At 59.8% G+C, this 16,510-nt stretch carries 19 protein-coding genes; 11 read left to right on the top strand and 8 right to left on the bottom strand.

Going from position 1 to position 16,510, the window contains the following annotated elements; translation table 11 throughout:
* Positions 1 to 102 precede the first annotated feature (102 nt).
* The 5 genes from BUE38_RS18825 to BUE38_RS23020 form a co-directional block, all read right to left on the bottom strand.
* On the bottom strand, positions 103 to 450 hold the full coding sequence (locus BUE38_RS18825; protein WP_073436779.1) for an AzlD domain-containing protein: 348 nt from the start codon (positions 448 to 450) through the stop codon (positions 103 to 105).
* The gene (locus tag BUE38_RS18820) at positions 443 to 1,162 is read right to left on the bottom strand and encodes an AzlC family ABC transporter permease (RefSeq protein WP_073436778.1); all 720 of its coding nucleotides are present in this window, start codon (positions 1,160 to 1,162) and stop codon (positions 443 to 445) included. Before BUE38_RS18820 ends, BUE38_RS18825 begins: the two co-directional genes overlap by 8 nt.
* The gene (locus BUE38_RS18815; RefSeq protein ID WP_073436777.1) at positions 1,159 to 1,692 is read right to left on the bottom strand and encodes an XRE family transcriptional regulator; all 534 of its coding nucleotides are present in this window, start codon (positions 1,690 to 1,692) and stop codon (positions 1,159 to 1,161) included. The genes BUE38_RS18820 and BUE38_RS18815 overlap by 4 nt, the downstream gene beginning before the upstream one ends.
* A gap of 533 nt (positions 1,693 to 2,225) precedes the next feature.
* A complete protein-coding gene (locus BUE38_RS18810) occupies positions 2,226 to 2,648 on the bottom strand; it encodes a CBS domain-containing protein (protein ID WP_073436776.1) in 423 nt (140 codons plus the stop codon).
* A 268-nt stretch (positions 2,649 to 2,916) separates the two neighbouring features.
* Entirely contained in the window at positions 2,917 to 3,093 is a 177-nt protein-coding gene (locus BUE38_RS23020; protein WP_159438909.1) for a hypothetical protein, read from the bottom strand.
* A gap of 141 nt (positions 3,094 to 3,234) precedes the next feature.
* On the opposite strand from BUE38_RS23020, the gene BUE38_RS18805 reads away from it, so the two are divergent.
* From BUE38_RS18805 to BUE38_RS18770, 8 genes are all read left to right on the top strand, one after another.
* The gene (locus tag BUE38_RS18805; RefSeq protein WP_073436775.1) at positions 3,235 to 3,813 is read left to right on the top strand and encodes a YqaE/Pmp3 family membrane protein; all 579 of its coding nucleotides are present in this window, start codon (positions 3,235 to 3,237) and stop codon (positions 3,811 to 3,813) included.
* Positions 3,814 to 3,898: 85 nt separating this feature from the next.
* Complete coding sequence (locus BUE38_RS18800) at positions 3,899 to 4,768, top strand: carboxylate/amino acid/amine transporter (RefSeq protein ID WP_073436774.1); 870 nt, start codon at positions 3,899 to 3,901, stop codon at positions 4,766 to 4,768.
* Positions 4,769 to 5,033: 265 nt separating this feature from the next.
* On the top strand, positions 5,034 to 5,915 hold the full coding sequence (locus BUE38_RS18795) for an NAD(+) kinase (protein ID WP_073436773.1): 882 nt from the start codon (positions 5,034 to 5,036) through the stop codon (positions 5,913 to 5,915).
* A gap of 1 nt (position 5,916) precedes the next feature.
* Entirely contained in the window at positions 5,917 to 6,918 is a 1,002-nt protein-coding gene (locus BUE38_RS18790) for a metallophosphoesterase (RefSeq protein WP_073436772.1), read from the top strand.
* 319 nt (positions 6,919 to 7,237) lie between these two features.
* Positions 7,238 to 8,083, top strand: coding sequence for a rhomboid family intramembrane serine protease (locus BUE38_RS18785; protein ID WP_073436771.1), 846 nt, complete (start codon positions 7,238 to 7,240; stop codon positions 8,081 to 8,083).
* Positions 8,084 to 8,185: 102 nt separating this feature from the next.
* Complete coding sequence (locus tag BUE38_RS18780) at positions 8,186 to 8,470, top strand: YeaC family protein (RefSeq protein ID WP_073436770.1); 285 nt, start codon at positions 8,186 to 8,188, stop codon at positions 8,468 to 8,470.
* The gene (locus tag BUE38_RS18775) at positions 8,454 to 9,365 is read left to right on the top strand and encodes a DUF2797 domain-containing protein (protein WP_371860427.1); all 912 of its coding nucleotides are present in this window, start codon (positions 8,454 to 8,456) and stop codon (positions 9,363 to 9,365) included. Before BUE38_RS18780 ends, BUE38_RS18775 begins: the two co-directional genes overlap by 17 nt.
* A 68-nt stretch (positions 9,366 to 9,433) precedes the next feature.
* Positions 9,434 to 10,132: a glutathione S-transferase family protein gene (locus BUE38_RS18770; RefSeq protein ID WP_073436769.1), complete on the top strand. Its 699-nt coding sequence runs from the start codon at positions 9,434 to 9,436 to the stop codon at positions 10,130 to 10,132.
* Between the two features lie 88 nt (positions 10,133 to 10,220).
* On the opposite strand, the gene BUE38_RS18765 is transcribed toward BUE38_RS18770, so the two are convergent.
* From BUE38_RS18765 to BUE38_RS18755, 3 genes are all read right to left on the bottom strand, one after another.
* Positions 10,221 to 10,607: a hypothetical protein gene (locus BUE38_RS18765; RefSeq protein ID WP_073436768.1), complete on the bottom strand. Its 387-nt coding sequence runs from the start codon at positions 10,605 to 10,607 to the stop codon at positions 10,221 to 10,223.
* 11 nt (positions 10,608 to 10,618) lie between these two features.
* Positions 10,619 to 11,938, bottom strand: a complete 1,320-nt coding sequence (locus BUE38_RS18760; protein WP_073436767.1) for a sulfite oxidase — start codon at positions 11,936 to 11,938, stop codon at positions 10,619 to 10,621.
* Between the two features lie 164 nt (positions 11,939 to 12,102).
* Positions 12,103 to 13,185, bottom strand: coding sequence for a PA0069 family radical SAM protein (locus BUE38_RS18755; protein ID WP_073436766.1), 1,083 nt, complete (start codon positions 13,183 to 13,185; stop codon positions 12,103 to 12,105).
* A gap of 368 nt (positions 13,186 to 13,553) precedes the next feature.
* Between BUE38_RS18755 and BUE38_RS18750 the strand changes: the two genes are divergently transcribed.
* Genes BUE38_RS18750 through BUE38_RS18740 form a run of 3 tightly spaced genes read left to right on the top strand, consistent with a single transcriptional unit; the run spans position 13,554 to position 16,398 of the window.
* Positions 13,554 to 14,570 (top strand): ABC transporter substrate-binding protein, encoded by a 1,017-nt coding sequence (locus BUE38_RS18750; RefSeq protein ID WP_073436765.1) that lies wholly within the window; start codon positions 13,554 to 13,556, stop codon positions 14,568 to 14,570.
* On the top strand, positions 14,570 to 15,637 hold the full coding sequence (locus tag BUE38_RS18745; protein ID WP_073436824.1) for a FecCD family ABC transporter permease: 1,068 nt from the start codon (positions 14,570 to 14,572) through the stop codon (positions 15,635 to 15,637). The genes BUE38_RS18750 and BUE38_RS18745 overlap by 1 nt, the downstream gene beginning before the upstream one ends.
* Complete coding sequence (locus tag BUE38_RS18740; protein WP_073436764.1) at positions 15,634 to 16,398, top strand: ABC transporter ATP-binding protein; 765 nt, start codon at positions 15,634 to 15,636, stop codon at positions 16,396 to 16,398. Before BUE38_RS18745 ends, BUE38_RS18740 begins: the two co-directional genes overlap by 4 nt.
* The last annotated feature ends 112 nt before the right edge of the window (positions 16,399 to 16,510 follow it).

Genomic DNA, 16,510 nt, shown 5'->3' with positions numbered 1-16,510 from the left:
AGACCTACCGATCAGTCTCCGCTGTTGTTGGTGAGCGTCGCTGGTGAGCGTTGTTGGTGAGCGTTGTTGGTGATTATCGTTGGTGATCGTGGCTGGCTTTGCTCAGACGAAGAGCCTGGCCAACAGTATGACGGCGGTATAGCTTGCTACACCGCCGAGTACCGGCCAGCCCAGTGAACGCAGCTGGCGCCAGACCAGCAGAGTGACGATGACGCCAACGAGGGTCGCCAGCCAGGTGGTGGCGGAGGGTGATGCCGGTATCAGGGATACACCCAGCATGGCGGCGATCATCATTGGCCCCAGGATACTGAGCCACGGGGGGAGCGCCTCAACGCCATTCTCGCCCTGGCGCCTGGCCAGACGCCGTTGCATCCACAGTAGTGGGAGTAGGCGAATCAGAAAGGTGCCGAGGGCAGTAAGTGCCACGGCAAGCCAGACGTGATCAGACATGCTGCGGTCTCCGCGGTTTGATCAGTTGAAAACACAGTGCTCCGCAGATGGCAGCCAGGGGGATGCCGATATTGCTCAGACCGTAGAGTGCCATCATCAGGGCAGTGAGAATGGCAAGGGACAGCGATATTGCCCAGCGTGGGTTGGTCGCATAGGGTGCCAACAACACCAGAAACAGTGCCGGTAGGGCAAAGGGGGTGACTTGCCCGACCAGTGGCCAGCGGCTCATCAACCAGTCACCGGTGAGAGCGCCCACGGCGGTGCCCACGACCCAGCTTCCCCAGGCGAGCATGGCTGCACTGCTGTACCAGCTCAGTCGTTGGCCTGGTTCGAGTTGTGGCAGACGGTTGAGGGCGAGGGCAAAGATCTGGTCGGTCAGGCCATGCATCATCCACGGCCACCAGCGGCTGTTGTTCAGCGAGGGGGCAAGACCTGGCGCGTAGACCAGATGGCGCAGGTTGATCAGTAGGCTCATGGATACTACCAGCCACAGGGGCGCACCTGTGGCGGCAAGGCCAACAAACATGAACTGGGAAGCCCCGGCATACACCAGCAACGAGATAAGTACGGCCTGCAGCGGCGTGAAGCCGGACTGGATGGCAATCAGCCCGAAGGAAATGGCCACCGGGATGTAGCCACTCAGCAGCGGTATGGCATCGCGCAGCCCCAGCAGCCATCCTCTGTTGTGGGGAGAGGTCGTTGATAGGGTCATGGGTGGGGCTCCTCGCCACCTGAATAGACGATGGTCATCAACAAGGTCGCCCAGCTTTCCTCCGTGCGATAGCAGTGCGCCTGGTCTGCGGCGAAGGAGGTGCTCTGGCCTGTGCTGACGATCTGCATGTTATCGACCGGACCTACCACCAGATGGCCACTGATGACAGTGATGTTTTCCCTGGCTCCGGGGGTGTGAGCCTCGGCTCTACGCTCTGTCCAGGGGGCGCAACGCATCCAGTAGGCGTCGACCGGAGGGGTGTCCCTGCCCTGATCCAGTAGCTGCACCTGAACACCTTCTTCATCGAGCGGTGCGGTAACCGGGGCCACCAGGGTGCCAAAGGGCACTTCCAGTTGAACTGCCAGGCGCCACAGGGTGTCTAGAGTGGGATTACCGTTGCCCTGCTCCAGTCGTGACAGGTTGGATTTGGCTATTCCGGCTTCGCTGGCAAGGTACGACAGCGACCAGCCCCGTGCAGTGCGTAGGTGCTGTAGGTGCTGCCCAAGTGTATTGAGTGAGATTCTATCCACGGGACCTGGCTGTTCCTCGACTTGTGATTCCTGTTACGAGCGTTCCTTATAACGAACGTTCCATAAAAGGAACAGTGGTCGATGCATAAGCGCAAGTCAAGCCTCACTTTACTGGCCTTTGCTGCATCCATGGCTTGCTGGTATGGCGTATTGGGTCAATGCTTCTGTTATCAGAAGGGCAGCAGCAGGCTCTGTCAGGCGTCGTTTGGAGGGAGTATCCAGCCTGAAACCAGGCGAGACGCAAAAAAATTGTCCTTTTGGCGAACTTTTCTGCTCAACGCGGTCTCAGTAGGTACAGGCAACACACGCGATGGCAGTCGCAAGCAGTGTTGCTCTGGTTTGCTAAATCGATCATTACGCTCCATGGACAACCCTGGAGCGTTTTTTTTGGTGCGCGCATCGCTGCCTTGAACGACGAGAACCTATTGTCGTCCTCAACAACGTTCTTTCTCAACAGCACCCTCGGCCCTGGTGCAGGACACCAGGGCCGAGGGTGTAGATGTATAACCGCTAAAGGTGTATGGCCAGGCGGCTCAGGCGCTGCGTTGGTGGCGGCGCATCATGAGTATGGCGTTGAGGACATCGCGGCGGGTGACGATACCCACCAGTCGTCCCTGTTCGGCAACCGGGTAGACCTTCGGCTTGGCGCCGAGCATTTCCTGAGCCAGGTCGACAATGCTCTTGGTCGGTGATACCGAGAGCACTTCGTTACGCATCAGGTCGCTGACCAGCGGCGCCTCGTGGTCGAGATACAGGCTCTCGATCACCTTGCCGAGTACATCCTGCTCCGAAATGAAGCCGATCAGATGATCACTTTGGTCGACCACAGGGGCGCCGGGAAGACGGTGCTGTGACAGGCCCTCGGCGAGGGTGGAGACGGATGTGGAGCCGGTGACGCGATAACAGTCGTGGGACATGATGTCGCGTACGATGGATGGGGGAGCCTGTTTGGGCATGGCCTCTCTCCTTGTAGTCGGCGCCTTGTAGTCGGCGGTCGGTGCGGACTGACCGGGTAAACGCGGAAATCCGATGCTGGCCGACCTTCAATACGGCAGCCATTGGGGGTGGTGGCAATGACGTGCCTGTTGACAGCGTAGCCCAAACATCTGAATTCGTGCGTATTGGCTTGACCGCAGCGCTTACCGGCGAGGGAATTGGCTTGCCACCCGGCAGCGCAAGCGGATCAGCTCACCCAGGCTCTGTCTAGTGTTACCATGCTCCATACTAGAGACAGTCATATGTATTGACCCGGCAGGCTTTATTAACATGGCAATCAATTCGCTCACCCTGATCGATTTGATTGTCGTCCGCACCACACTGGCGCAGATGCGCGGATCTGCTGGTGTGGTGCGGTCTCGCATCGGCCTGATGGCCGATGGCGGCACGTCCCTGTGCCGCCATTAACCCAACATGAAAGCATGCCGGGTTAATAACGTCGGGTTGGTTGCGTTGAGCGGCAGCGCCGCTGTCGGTTGCCGGCCTGTTCCACCCGATTGTCAGGCTGAGGGTATCGATGGCGGTAGCGCCTGGAGGACAGTAGAGATGGATGCGCGAGAATATCTGGCCCGCAAGGGACTGGATGGGCAGCGGGATAAGGAGAAGCCGACCACGCTCGAGGAAAAGGCGTGGGATCGGGCGCGGGGTGCCCAGGATCATCGCCCGCGCGCAGGAACTCCTCATGACTGGGAAGACTGGGAGCGGTATCACGATCTGCTTGCCGAAGGGGCTGACCAGGTCGAGCAGAAAGTGGATCGTGAAGCGCATCGCCAGGCGACAGAGACCTCTGATGATGGGGCGGTGGAGCACTTCACACCCGAACCGCAGCAGGTGCCTTCTCGGGCAGCGACGGCCAGGACGACAGCGACCTCTTCAATGCCATCCAGAGAAGATGTTAGAGAAGGTGCCAGAGACGATGAAAGCACTGCCGCAGGTGGGGCCTTGATGGCCTCGCCTGCTGTGCGCCTGGCCTTGATGGCACTGACGGTATTGATGCCACCGTTGGCCGTGGCGGTCACTGATGGAGGTGCCAGGCGAACGTCGCTGGCGCTGCTGCTGATGCTGTTGGGGTGGTTGCCGGGCGTCATCTATGCGGCCTGGTGGTTGCGGCGCTGCGACCGGTGAGGGCGTCGGCCCGGTCTGGTTGGCTGGACGAGATCGGGATTAGCGGTTACCTTGCGTCAACTTTCGAATTGTTCAGGAGTTGACAGTGGGTTATCTCGTTCTGGTCACCGCCCTATGGGCCTTCTCGTTCTCGCTGATCGGCGTCTATCTGGCCGGGCAGGTCGACAGTTACTTCGCCGTACTGATGCGAGTCTGCCTGGCGGCGCTGGTCTTCCTGCCGTTGCTGCGTCCCGGCCACCTCGATCTGCGCCACAAGCTGGCCTTGATGGCGCTGGGTGCGGTGCAGCTCGGCGTCATGTATATCTTCTTCTACCAGTCCTTCCTGTTGCTTTCGGTGCCGGAAGTGTTGCTGTTTACCATCTTCACTCCACTGTATATCGCCATTCTCGATGACTTGCTGTTTGCACGTTTCACCCCCTTTCATCTGGTGACGGCGGCTCTGGCGGTGTTCGGTGCGGCGGTCATTCGTTACCAGGGGTTGAACGACGACTTCTGGTTGGGGTTCCTGGTGGTGCAGGGGGCCAATCTGTGTTTTGCCCTGGGGCAGGTCGGATATCGACGTTTTTCTGCCAGCCTACCGGATGACCTGCCGCGCCACAGTGTGTTCGCCTGGTTCTATCTCGGCGCTGTGGTCGTTGCGGTACCTGCGTTTATCCTGCTGGGCAACAGCTCAGCGTTGCCGACCACAGGGCTACAGTGGGCTGTTCTGCTGTGGTTGGGGTTGGTTGCCTCGGGGCTGGGATATTTCCTGTGGAATCTCGGGGCGGTACGTGTTGATGCCGGGGCTCTGGCCATCATGAACAACGTGCTGATTCCGGCCGGACTACTGGTCAATCTGGTGATCTGGAATCGCGAGGCGGATCTGCTGCGTCTGGCCCTGGGTGGTGCCATCATTGGCGCTTCACTGTGGTTGAATGCCTGGTGGCAGCGTCGTCGTCCATTGGCACAAGGCTGATACTGCCACCCGTTTATTATTAACATGGCAATCAAATCGCTCATCCTGATCGATTTGATTGTCGTCCGCACCACACTGGCGCAGATGCGCGGATCTGCTGGTGTGGCGCGGCCTCGCGTCGGCCTGATGGCCGACGGCGGCACGTCCCTGTGCCGCTATTAACCCAACATGAAAGCATGCCGGGTTAATACCAGCTGTTGGTGATGGGTTTGCTCCACCAGAATGGCCTCGCCATAATGAGCGATCGCCAACCAGGGAAGTGTGAATGCAATCGTTCAAGAACATTGGTCTGATCGGGCGACTGGGAAGCGCCAAGGTAGTGGACACGCTGCGGCGCTTGATTCGCTATCTGGACAGCGCCGGTTATCACGTCATTGTCGAGGATCGCACCGCCTCGGCTCTGCTGGATCGAGGTCATGCCGAGGCCAGCCGTCGTATGCTCGGCGAACTCTGCGACCTGGTGATTGTGGTTGGTGGTGACGGTAGCCTACTCGGAGCGGCTCGTACCCTCTGCCACAGCGGCACACTGGTATTGGGCGTCAACCGTGGTCGTCTCGGCTTTCTGACTGATATCTCCCCGGATGAACTGGAAGAGAGAGTGGGGGAGGTGCTGGCTGGCAAGTACGAGGTCGAGCAGCGCTTTCTACTGGATGCCGAGCTCTACCGTGACGACATGCTGGTCGGCAGTGGTGACGCGCTCAATGAGGTGGTACTGCACCCCGGCAAGGCGGTGCGCATGATCGAGTTCGAGTTGTTCATTGATGGGCAGTTCGTCTACAGCCAGCGCAGTGATGGCTTGATCATCGCCACACCGACAGGATCCACTGCTTACGCCATGTCAGGTGGTGGCCCGATCATGCATCCACGGCTGGATGCCTTGACGCTGGTGCCCATGTTCCCTCACACCCTGTCCAGCCGCCCGATCGTGATCGATGCATCCTGCGAGATTCGTATTCATATCGGTGAAACCAACCAGACCTACCCGCATATCAGTTGCGACGGTCAGACTCGTGCGGTCGCCAAGCCCGACGATGTGCTGGTGATTCGACGCAAGCCTCAGTGCATCAACCTGGTGCATCCGCTAGGCCACGATTTCTATGATGTCCTGCGCAGCAAGCTGGGCTGGAGCAACCGGTTGGGAGACTGAGGTGAGGCATGCGCGTGTAGAAGGCTACGACCTGATCGGTGATGTTCACGGTTGTGGTGCGACCCTGGCGGTATTGCTGGAGCGTCTGGGTTATCACCAGCGCGATGGTGTGTATCGACACCCCAGACGCAAGGCCATTTTTGTGGGCGATCTGATTGACCGAGGGCCACGTATTCGTCTGGCGGTTCGTATTGCGCGGCGCATGGTTGAGGACGGGCAGGCTCATGTGGTGCTCGGCAACCATGAGATCAATGCCCTGACCTATACCCTCAAGGCGCCACCCGAGCTGGGGCGAGAGTGGCTTCGCCCTCACACTCCGCGTCACAATCGCATCATCAAGGAAACCCTCGAGCAGTACCACGATCATCCTCAGGAATGGGATGACACTCTGGCGTGGTTCCGCGATATTCCCCTGTTTCTCGAGTTTGACGACTTTCGTGTGGTTCATGCCTGTTGGGATCAGACGCTGATCACACAGCTGCGCAGGCAGTACCCCGATGGCCGTATCGATACCGATTTCCTCTATCGTGCCTCGACGCCAGGTTCCGATGAGTTCCGTATCCTCGAGAGGTTGACCCGCGGTGGTTCGATCAGTCTACCCGAAGGCGTGGTAATTCACTCCGGTGATGGCTTCACTCGGCGCAGTTTCCGCACCCATTTCTGGGCTCGGTGTCCATCGACATGGGGGGATGTGGTGTTCCAGCCGGACAACCTCCCCAACGGTCTGGAGCGCCAGCCGTTGTCGGACAGGGAGCGCGCGAAGCTGAGTTACTATGCACCGGATGAGCGTCCGCTCTTCATCGGTCATTACTGGTGTGAAGGCGTTCCGGCACTGCCGGCACCGAATATCGCCTGCCTTGATTACAGTGCGGTGAAGTACGGTCGTCTGGTGGCCTATCGCTACAGCTTTGAACCGCAGTTGGATGCTGATCGTTTTGTCTGGGTGCCGGTACCCCGGGATGCGGCGGCGCGACCGGAGCCGCGCGAGATCGATTTCGATTGATTACAAATGGTAACAATATTTCTGACCAATTCGATGAACCCTTTTGGGTTACCGGCGTCAGAACAAGTGTTCCCTTGAATGATCCCTTGCTCTTGTCCGGCGGTCCCCTCCGCCGGACTTTTTCTGTGCGTGCTTTTTGTATGTGTGCCTTTGGTTGGCATGTCTTTGGTGCGCATCGTTGTCAGCGGTCAGGTTTTACTACGCAATATTGCCGGTCAGGCTTGCCGCAGCGCCATCAGCAGGGCATTTCTGTCGTATTGTAGAAGATGGATGCCGATGGATAGAGGCATCGCCGTTCGTTACCAGTGCAGGAGTCACTATGTTTCGGGTCTTGATGGTCCCCCATGGAGTCGACATTCGCGAGCTACGTCAGGCGTTATGGGCACATCGAATCGGGCATCGCTTTACGGAAGAGGATGAAGGGCAGGCCCTGTGGCTGGTGGATCCCGAACAGCATCAGGCGATGATGGACGTGATCACGCGCTGGCAGAAGGGGGAGGCGCTGACACCGATTCCCGCTGCCTCAGCCGGTCAGTTCAGCCAGTGGCAGCGCGTTGCTCGTCGGGTGCCGGTTACTGTGGCGATCATCGTCCTGTGTCTGGCGGTCTTCGCGGCCATGGCCATCTGGGGAGACCTGGTACTGGTGTGGCTGGCCATTGTGCCCCTCGGCGTCAGTGGCGGAAGTCTGGTGACCGGGAGTCTGGTCGATAGCCTCGCCTCGGGGCAGGTATGGCGGCTGCTGTCCCCTGCCTTTCTGCACTTCGGCTGGATGCACCTGATCTTCAATCTGATGTGGACCTGGTATTTCGGTCGTCAGGTGGAGCTGTTGCACGGATCGATGCGCATGCTGCTGATACTGCTGGTGGCGGGTATCGGTGCCAACCTGGCCCAGTATCTTGCCGGCACGGTGCTGTTCGGCGGCATGTCCGGTGTCGTCTATGCCTTGCTGGGCTATGTATGGCTGATGTCGCGGCGGGTTCCGCAGAGTGGCTTCTTCGTGCCGCAGATGCTGGTCGTGTTCATGGTGATCTGGATGATCTTCACCATGACTGACTTCGCCGGCCTGGTGGGTTTCGGCAATGTTGCCAACGAGGCGCATCTGGGCGGGCTACTCGTGGGCCTGGCGCTGGGCTGGTATCATTCCCGGAAATCGGTCCAGCACTGACCCGGCCATCTTCTGTGTCGGGTGTGGCACTCCAGTCGATAGTCAATCATTTCGACTGGAGTGTCAGGTAAACCCTGGATTCATAGAACCACAGGACGTCCCATGAGCGATATGACCTTCGAGCGCATGATTTCCCAGATGACCCCGGCTATCTACGACAGCCTCAAGCAGGCGGTGTCACTGCGCAAGTGGCCGGATGGTCGCATGCTGACCGCCGAGCAGACCGAGCTCTGCCTGGAAGCCGTCATCCGTTACGAAATCGATAACCAGGTACCGGAAGAGCAGCGCGTCGGATATCTGGAGCAGCGCACCTGTGGTGGCGCCTCCAGCGGTACCGATGTTGACCCGGCCCTGGCCGGTCTGGCACGGGATGCCAGTAGTGACTGATCTGACCCTGAAGGAGATCCTTGCCACGGGATGTCTGCAGAAGATGGCTGCCGAGCCCGGTTCCGCTGTGACAGGCTCTGCCGAGCCCGGTTCCGCTGTGACAGGCTCTGCCGCGGCCGGGTCTGCAGTCAAATACACCCTGCGGGCCGGAGAGCAGCGCCTTGCCTTGAATGATTACCTGGGCGAGTCGTTGCAACTCGAGTGGACTGGTGCAATTGCCTGCACCCACTGTGGGCGAGCGACACGCAAGAGCTTTGCCCAGGGGTATTGTTACCCCTGTTTCAAGAGCTTGGCGCAGTGTGATACCTGCATCATGAAGCCGGAACTCTGCCATTTCCACGAGGGCACCTGTCGTGAGCCGGAATGGGGCCAGCGCTTCTGTTTCCAGCCGCATATCATTTATCTGGCCAATTCCTCCGGACTCAAGGTGGGAATTACCCGTGCCACACAGATGCCGACTCGCTGGCTGGATCAGGGTGCCATTCAGGCCTTGCCGATCCTTGCCGTGGACACCCGTCAGCAATCAGGCTTCGTCGAGGTACTGTTCAAGCAGCAGGTCTCCGACCGCACCAACTGGCGGGCCATGCTCAAGGGCGAGGTCGTCGAGCTGGATCTGGCTGCCGAGCGTGACCGTTTGCTGGGCGAGGTGAGTGACGGGCTGAGCCAACTGCGCCAGCGTTTCGGTGATGACGCCATTCGCGCTCTGGATGAGCCAGCATGGCAGTTCGACTACCCGGTGCTGGAGTACCCCAGCAAGGTGGCTTCGCATAACCTCGACAAGACGCCCCTGGTGGGTGGCAGGCTGATGGGAATCAAGGGCCAGTATCTGATGTTCGATACCGGCGTGATCAATCTGCGCAAGTACACCGGCTACGAGATTCGCCTCACCGCCTGATGTCTCGCTGTGATCGAGACTGCATGTTGGTGGTCTCCGCGGTCTCGATCACGAGAGAGGCAACATCCATGTATCAGTTGCATATCGCCAACCGCCAGACGTCATCCTGGTCATTGAGAGCATGGTGGCTGATGACGGTGCTCGACATCCCCTTCGAAGAGACACTGACGCCTTTCTGCGATGATGGCAGTCTCGGGCCCGACTTTCTGCTGATCGTACCGACCGGAAAGGTGCCATGCCTGGTAGATGGCGCAGTGACGGTCTGGGAGTCGTTGGCCATTGTCGAGTATCTGGCCGAGCGACATTCGGGGGTCTGGCCAACGGATGCCGTTGCCCGTGCCTGGGCTCGCTGCGTCAGTGCCGAAATGCATGCTGGGTTCCAGGCGCTGCGTCAGCTCTGCCCCATGCATTGCGCATTGCGGCTGCGCTTGAAGCAGCCATCTGCGGACCTGGATCGCAACCTGGCGCGTATCGACGAGATATTTGCGCAAGGCCTGCAGCAATTCGGTGGCCCCTTTCTGTGCGGCAGCTCTCCCTGTGCCGCGGATGCCTTTTACGCTCCTTTGGTGCTGCGTCTGCAGTCATATGGCCTCACCTTGAGCGCCACCGCTGAGCGTTATGTCGCCCATCTGTTGCAGAACGACGCCCTCCAGCAATGGCAGCGTCTGGCTATGGCCGAGCCATGGCGGGAAGCGGCGCTCGAGGCCGACATCATGGAGCGTTGCGAGATTCTGGTGGATGCTCGTGAGGACAACAGCGCCTCTTGAGTGCAGAAGCGCGTGCCAGGTCCGGCTGGTGAGCGTTGAATCCGGGTAACTGCCCCGCATTCAGGGAGGGGCGGGGCAGCTCAGGGGATTATCCAGCATCGCTCTCGGTGGATGGTGCCTGCGGCATCAGGTGAGGAGGCAGGTTACTGCGCCGGGTGTTCTCTCTGGGACCGTAATGCTCTGCCAGGTAGTCGAGAATAGTGGCTTCCATCTCAGGGGCGAACGGCCAGAGCCCCTGTGTTTCCTGCATCCACTGGATGGTATCGGCCCAGTACTTGCGATTGCCACGGTTCTGAGTGGCGAGACTGATGGAGTGACATACCGAGCAGTTGGCCTTTACCGTCTCCCATCCTTCGGCCATCACCAGACCACTGTCCGGATCAACGTCCAGTTGCTGGTCACTGTCTGCCTGCGCCGCAGCGGAGAGACTGACTGTCAGACTCAGCAGGGCGATTGCGTAGCGAAATGTCGCCATGACTCACCTCCTCAGGCGACCTGAACCGCAATGCGATGGCAGGCATTGTTGAGATAACCCTTGGGGTTCCAGCCCGGGACGACCATGGGCTGGGAGCGACCGTCGCTGTCGACGGCGCGTGCCCAGACCTCGTAGTAGCCAGGCTCGGGGAAGGTGACTTCCGATATGAAGCGTTGCCAGGCCAGTCGATTGGGGGCATCGCTCAGTGAAGCGGATTGCCAGGTGGCTCCGAAGTCGATGGACACCTGCACATCGTTGACGGCAAGGTCGCCGGCCCAGGCGTGGCCGCGTACTTCCAGGGGCTGATCCAGGGGATGTTGGACCCCTGAGCGCGGAAAGGTGATCAGCGACTTGATCGGCATTGACTCAATGGTCTCGAAATCCTCCTCCGCGACTTCCGTGCCAGGCGCTACCGAATGCTTTGGCACGCTGTAGGACGGTGGTGCCATCTTGGGGCCATCGTGTTTCTGATTGCGTATCACGATCCGGTTCAGCCATTTGCCGGCGACTGATGCTGGCCAGCCACCAATGGCCAGGCGCAGCGGATAGCCGTTGTACCAGGGAATGTCCTCATCGTTCATCGCCCAGGCAATCAGTGATTCATCCTCCAATGCCTTGCTCATCGGCACGCCACGGGAGATAGGGGGCTTGTCCGAGCCGACGCTGATATTGGTATCGGCACCGTAATAGCCAATATAGACAGCGTCCTCGGCAACGCCACAGGCTTCGAGTACGTCGCGCAGTCGAACTCCGGTAAAGCGTGGACAGGCAACGGCTCCTGTCGTCCATTGGTTTCCGCTGGCGCCGGGCGCAAACTCGCTACGGCCGTTACCGCCGCACTCGATCATCAACTGGTAGCTGTGTGTCTCGAAGCGTTCCTTGAGTTCGGCGATGGTGAAGGTAGTCGGTGTCAGGCAGGCCTCGCCGGATATCTCCAGTGTCCACGTCTCCGGGTCGATGGACTCCTGCTCCGGGGGGACGCCGTTGTTGCGTATGAACATGTGGCGTGCCGGTGTGATGTCGTCATCCAGTAGATGTGCTGGTGTCTCGGCATTGAGCGGACGGTCATTGAGTACCACCAGACCCTCCTTGCCCTCGATGCTGAATGGCTCGTCACTCTGTGCTAGAGCCGCAGGAATCAAGCCCTGTGGCATGAAATGAGCAAAGGGGATGCCCGAGCCCAGCACCGCGGCCATGGTCATCAGGCTGGAACGTTTGAGAAACCCGCGGCGTGTCAGTGGGTCGGCCTCACGCCCCCACAGCAGGCGGTCTGCAGCGATAGGGTCCTTGTTGTAAAGCGCATGAATGCCCTGTTGCTGTCGCTTTTTCATATACCACTCCACCTCCATCTGGTCTGTTGTAAGGTTGTTATGGTTATAACCTTATGCTCATTTTTGCCACCGATGAGCATCAGTCTAGACGGACGACGGGAAAATAACTGTCTGAATCGGGGGCTCCTGGCCGAAGGTCTATCCGGCTCGTTGGTCGGCAAGTGTCAGAACAGGCTGCCCTGCACATGCGGAGGGCGAAAGGCGGTGGTATCGAGGCTGGCGTTGAAGGTGCGTGGTGTACGGCCAGCCAGACCGAGTCGACGGCAGGCCTTGTTGAAGCGCTGGGCGAGGAGGTCGGCAAACACTCCCTGACCGCGCATGCGGTGGCCGAAACGACTGTCGTAGTCGGCTCCACCACGGCATTGGCGGATCAGGCTCATTACCCGTGAGGCACGTTCCGGGTAGTGAGTGGCCAGCCAGTCTTCGAACAGTGGTGCGACTTCCAGCGGCAGGCGCAGTAGCATCCAATTGGCACCTTGAGCCCCTGAGTCATGGGCCGCAGCCAGCAATCGTTCCAGCTCATGATCGGTCAGTCCGGGAATCACCGGCGAGATCAGAGTGCCTACAGGTATGCCAGCTTCGTGTAGGGTAGAGATCACCCTGAGGCGCGCCTCGGGGCTGGCCGCTCGGGGCTCGAGGTGGCGCTTCAATTGACGATCCAGGCTGGTCAGGCTGATGAATACCTTGACCAGACGATACCTGGCCAGCTCGCTGAGCAGGTCCAGGTCGCGCAGTATCAGACTGCCCTTGGTGACGATCATCACCGGGTGGCGGCACTCAAGCAACAGTTCCAACAGCTCACGTGTCGTACCCAGTTCGGCCTCGATGGGCTGATAACAATCGGTATTGCCGGATAGGTTGATCGGGCGGCACTCATAGCCTGGTTTGCAGAGTTCATCACGCAGCCGCTCCGTCAGGCCGGTACGGGCGATCAGCCGAGTTTCGAAATCCAGTCCTGGAGACATGTCCCAGTAAGCGTGGCTGGGTCGGGCGTAGCAATAGATGCAGCCGTGCTCACAGCCTCGATAGGGGTTGAGGGAGCGGTCGAAGGGGAGATCCGGGGAGTGGTTCCAGGATAGCGCGCTGCGCGCCTTTTCTTCAGCGACGACGGTAGCGATCCGCGTCTCATCGATTTCCTGCCACCAACCATCATCCACCGCCTCGCTGTGGGTTGGTGCGTAGCGATTGGCGGGTGTCAGGGTGGCACCTCGTCCCTTGCGTGCCCCGGGGGAGAAGTCTGAGCCCATGGGTGTGCTCTCCAGTACCGAGTGTTATGTATAAATATACAGTAATTGTGTATCACTGCAACAATCGCTCGTTGCCAATCTTGTGCAATTATTGTTATGTTATATTATAACTATTCGGGGTTTATATTAACGTTTCCTTGAATTGATGCTCCGGGTATGAAGAAAATCGCCCTCCGGCCGTCGCGCCCTGGTCGTCAAGCGAGGCCTACTCAGGAAACACTGAATGGGCTGCTGCGTTCGCGATATGCATGCAGCGCTTTCCCCAGTCACTTTGAATCGGCCACTTTGAATCGGCCACTCTGAATCGGCCACCCAGAGTCATCCACTCAGAGTCACCCACTCAGAGTTCGCCACCTGGAATAAGATGAATGAAATCAGTTCCTCACGCCCTGATGTTGCTATCGTTTCTATCCTCGACCTGTGTCATGGCAGCCGATACCGATTACCCGCTGACGCTGGGTAACTGCGGGGAAGAGGTCCGCCTTCAATCACCGCCCGAGCGTGTGGTGACGGTCGGCCAGTCCGCCACCGAGATCCTCTATGCACTGGGGCAGGCCGATAAGGTGGTGGGTACCTCGGTCTGGTTCAATCCAGTGTTGCCCCGATACCGCGAGGTCAATGCCGGCATCGAGCGTATTGCCGACAATGATCCCAGCTTCGAAGCGGTGGTGAATCGCAAGCCTGACCTCGTCGCGGTGCAGTATGAATGGCACGTCGGTCCCACGGGCAGTGTTGCCTCCCGGGATCAGTTCCATGATCTGGGGATTGCCACCTATATCATGCCTGCGGACTGCGACACCAAGGACAACGCCACCGGCGGTGATGGGACTCGCACGGCCGCCTTCACCACGCAGTCGATCTACAAGGGGATCTCCGAGCTGGCGACCATCATGGATGCACAGGACGCGGGAGAGGCGCTGATCTCGGATCTCGAGGCACGTGAGAGCCATGCCATTGCCAGGGCTGCGAGCCTTGATCTCCCGGAGGATCTGTCGGCGGTGTTCTGGTTTTCCTCGCCGGATGCGACAACCGCCCCCTATGTCGCCGGGCGTCTCGGTGCTCCCGGCTACATGATGGACAAGCTGGGTATCCGTAATGTGATCGAGTCCGACGAGGAGTGGCCGACCGTTGGATGGGAGACCATCGCCCGGGCCGATCCGGACGTGATCGTGATCGCGCGGATGGAGCGTCGCCGTTACCCGGCCGATGATGTCGCAGGCAAGCTGGAGTTTCTGCACAACGATCCTGTCGCCCGCGAGATGTCAGCGGTGAAGCATGGACGTATCGTGGAAATGGATGCCCACGCCATGAGTGCCACCATGCGCACGATCTTCGGCCTCGAGACGCTGGCCGATGCCTTGTCCACCATGTCCTTCGAGCCATGATGGAGACGGCTCTTACTCTACAACGGACAAGGTCGCTGCGATGGCGTTGGCTATGGCTGACGCCACCGGTTCTGTTTGCGGCGCTGATTGCCGGCACCGCAATCGGTGAAACATCGATATCGATGGATACGGTGCTCAAGGTGCTGGCGAACCAGCTGCTGGGGGCCGACTATGCGGTTGATCGAATCGATGCCGGCATCATCTGGAACTACCGACTGAGCCGCGCCATTGTTGCTGCCAGCTGCGGTGCCGGGCTGGCGTTGGCTGGTGTCGTACTCCAGGCATTGTTGCGCAATCCGCTGGCAGACCCTTATCTGATGGGGATTTCTGCCGGGGCTTCGACCGGGGCGGTGGGAGTTACCGTGGCGGGAATCGGTGCTGGTGCCTTCAGCCTGTCGGCGGGGGCCTTTGCCGGAGCCGGGCTGGCCTTTGGGCTGGTAGTACTGCTGGCTCAAGCGGCGGGTGGCGGTTCCTGCAACGGGCGTAGTGCCCAGGCGAGCGGGGCCATCATCCTGGCCGGCATCGCTGGCTCACAATTGTTCAATGCCCTGACGGCCTTCATCATCGCCAGGTCGGCCAGTGCCGAGCAGGCCCGCAGTATCATGTTCTGGCTGCTGGGCAATCTCTCCGGTGTACGCTGGGACGATGTGGTGCTGGCGGTACCCGTATCATTGGCTGGCCTGCTGGTCTGCCTGTGGCACAGACGTGCGCTGGATGTCTTTACCTTTGGTGCCGACAGCGCTGCTTCCATGGGCATAGCGGTGCGTCCGGTTCGCGGCATTCTGATTGCCTGCGTGGCGCTGGTGACGGCGGTCATGGTTTCCATGGTCGGCGCCATCGGCTTTGTCGGATTGGTGATTCCGCACGCCATGCGGTTTATCGTCGGTAGTCGCCATACGCGCCTGGTCCCGGCCTCGGCGCTGGCCGGGGCGGTGTTCCTGATCGGCTCGGATATCCTCTCGCGTATCCTGGTGCCTGGGCAGGTGCTGCCGATCGGCGTGATCACCTCGCTGATCGGCGCGCCGACCTTTGCATTGATCATGATTCGAGGAATGAGGGCACGATGAGGCTGAGTGCTGAACAACTGGGCTGGACAGCTCAGGGGCGCCGACTGCTGGACAATGTCAGCCTTGATGTGGAGCCCGGCGAGACCTTTGGGCTGGTCGGTCCGAATGGCTCGGGCAAGACGACGTTGCTGCGTATGCTGGCCGGCCTGCGAAGGCCGCACAGCGGCGCTGTGCTGGTCGATGGTCGGGCGATGTCCGCAATGCGCCAACGCGATATTGCCAGATGCATTGCACTGGTCGAACAGCACGCCGATACCACGGATCGTGTCACTGCGCGCCAGGTCGTGGCACTGGGGCGCACTCCGTTCCTCTCGCCGCTGCGCCCCTGGTCCAGTCAGGACGAAGCGGTAGTATCCCGAGCGTTGGATGATGTCGATATGCGACATATGGCCGACCGTCTGTGGCACACCTTGTCGGGAGGTGAACGCCAGCGGGTTCATATTGCCCGTGCCCTGGCCCAGCAGCCTCAGGTGCTGCTGCTCGATGAGCCCACCAATCACCTCGATATTCGCCATCAATTATCGATTCTTCGGCTCGTCAGACAGTTGCCGATCACCGTGGTCATTGCTCTCCACGACCTCAATCAGGCCATGGACTGTGATCGGGTCGGTGTCATGGAGGCAGGGCGGCTGATCGATATGGGGCCGCCAGGCCAGGTGCTGACCGCTGAGCGGCTCCACCACACCTTCGGGGTGCATGCCGACCTTGTCGATGACCCCCTCGATGGTAGTCGGATCATGCGTTTTCGCACGGTGGTATAGCCTGACCGCGGATGAGTCAGGCGGCTATCCTGTGCTGGTTGCAGCAGCGCTGGGCGCGTATCTGTTAAGCTCGCGACACGGCAGCGGTGGTGCACCGCTGCCCTATGGATAT

The organism is Halomonas cupida, from assembly GCF_900142755.1.
Classification (GTDB): domain Bacteria; phylum Pseudomonadota; class Gammaproteobacteria; order Pseudomonadales; family Halomonadaceae; genus Halomonas; species Halomonas cupida.
The sequence above is the reverse complement of the archived record's forward strand: the minus strand, read 5'-3'. Positions and strand labels throughout refer to the sequence as shown.

What these genes read in the sequence shown, in the direction of transcription:
- BUE38_RS18770 (WP_073436769.1), top strand. Translation starts at nt 9,434, where the DNA reads ATGTATCAGTTGCATATCGCCAACCGCCAGACGTCATCCTGGTCATTG.
- BUE38_RS18755 (WP_073436766.1), bottom strand. Translation starts at nt 13,185, where the DNA reads ATGGGCTCAGACTTCTCCCCCGGGGCACGCAAGGGACGAGGTGCCACC.
- BUE38_RS18825 (WP_073436779.1), bottom strand. Translation starts at nt 450, where the DNA reads ATGTCTGATCACGTCTGGCTTGCCGTGGCACTTACTGCCCTCGGCACC.
- BUE38_RS18820 (WP_073436778.1), bottom strand. Translation starts at nt 1,162, where the DNA reads ATGACCCTATCAACGACCTCTCCCCACAACAGAGGATGGCTGCTGGGG.
- BUE38_RS18805 (WP_073436775.1), top strand. Translation starts at nt 3,235, where the DNA reads ATGGATGCGCGAGAATATCTGGCCCGCAAGGGACTGGATGGGCAGCGG.
- BUE38_RS18740 (WP_073436764.1), top strand. Translation starts at nt 15,634, where the DNA reads ATGAGGCTGAGTGCTGAACAACTGGGCTGGACAGCTCAGGGGCGCCGA.
- BUE38_RS23020 (WP_159438909.1), bottom strand. Translation starts at nt 3,093, where the DNA reads ATGGCGGCACAGGGACGTGCCGCCATCGGCCATCAGGCCGATGCGAGA.
- BUE38_RS18785 (WP_073436771.1), top strand. Translation starts at nt 7,238, where the DNA reads ATGTTTCGGGTCTTGATGGTCCCCCATGGAGTCGACATTCGCGAGCTA.
- BUE38_RS18750 (WP_073436765.1), top strand. Translation starts at nt 13,554, where the DNA reads ATGAAATCAGTTCCTCACGCCCTGATGTTGCTATCGTTTCTATCCTCG.
- BUE38_RS18775 (WP_371860427.1), top strand. Translation starts at nt 8,454, where the DNA reads ATGCCAGTAGTGACTGATCTGACCCTGAAGGAGATCCTTGCCACGGGA.
- BUE38_RS18810 (WP_073436776.1), bottom strand. Translation starts at nt 2,648, where the DNA reads ATGCCCAAACAGGCTCCCCCATCCATCGTACGCGACATCATGTCCCAC.
- BUE38_RS18780 (WP_073436770.1), top strand. Translation starts at nt 8,186, where the DNA reads ATGAGCGATATGACCTTCGAGCGCATGATTTCCCAGATGACCCCGGCT.
- BUE38_RS18760 (WP_073436767.1), bottom strand. Translation starts at nt 11,938, where the DNA reads ATGAAAAAGCGACAGCAACAGGGCATTCATGCGCTTTACAACAAGGAC.
- BUE38_RS18745 (WP_073436824.1), top strand. Translation starts at nt 14,570, where the DNA reads ATGGAGACGGCTCTTACTCTACAACGGACAAGGTCGCTGCGATGGCGT.
- BUE38_RS18765 (WP_073436768.1), bottom strand. Translation starts at nt 10,607, where the DNA reads ATGGCGACATTTCGCTACGCAATCGCCCTGCTGAGTCTGACAGTCAGT.
- BUE38_RS18795 (WP_073436773.1), top strand. Translation starts at nt 5,034, where the DNA reads ATGCAATCGTTCAAGAACATTGGTCTGATCGGGCGACTGGGAAGCGCC.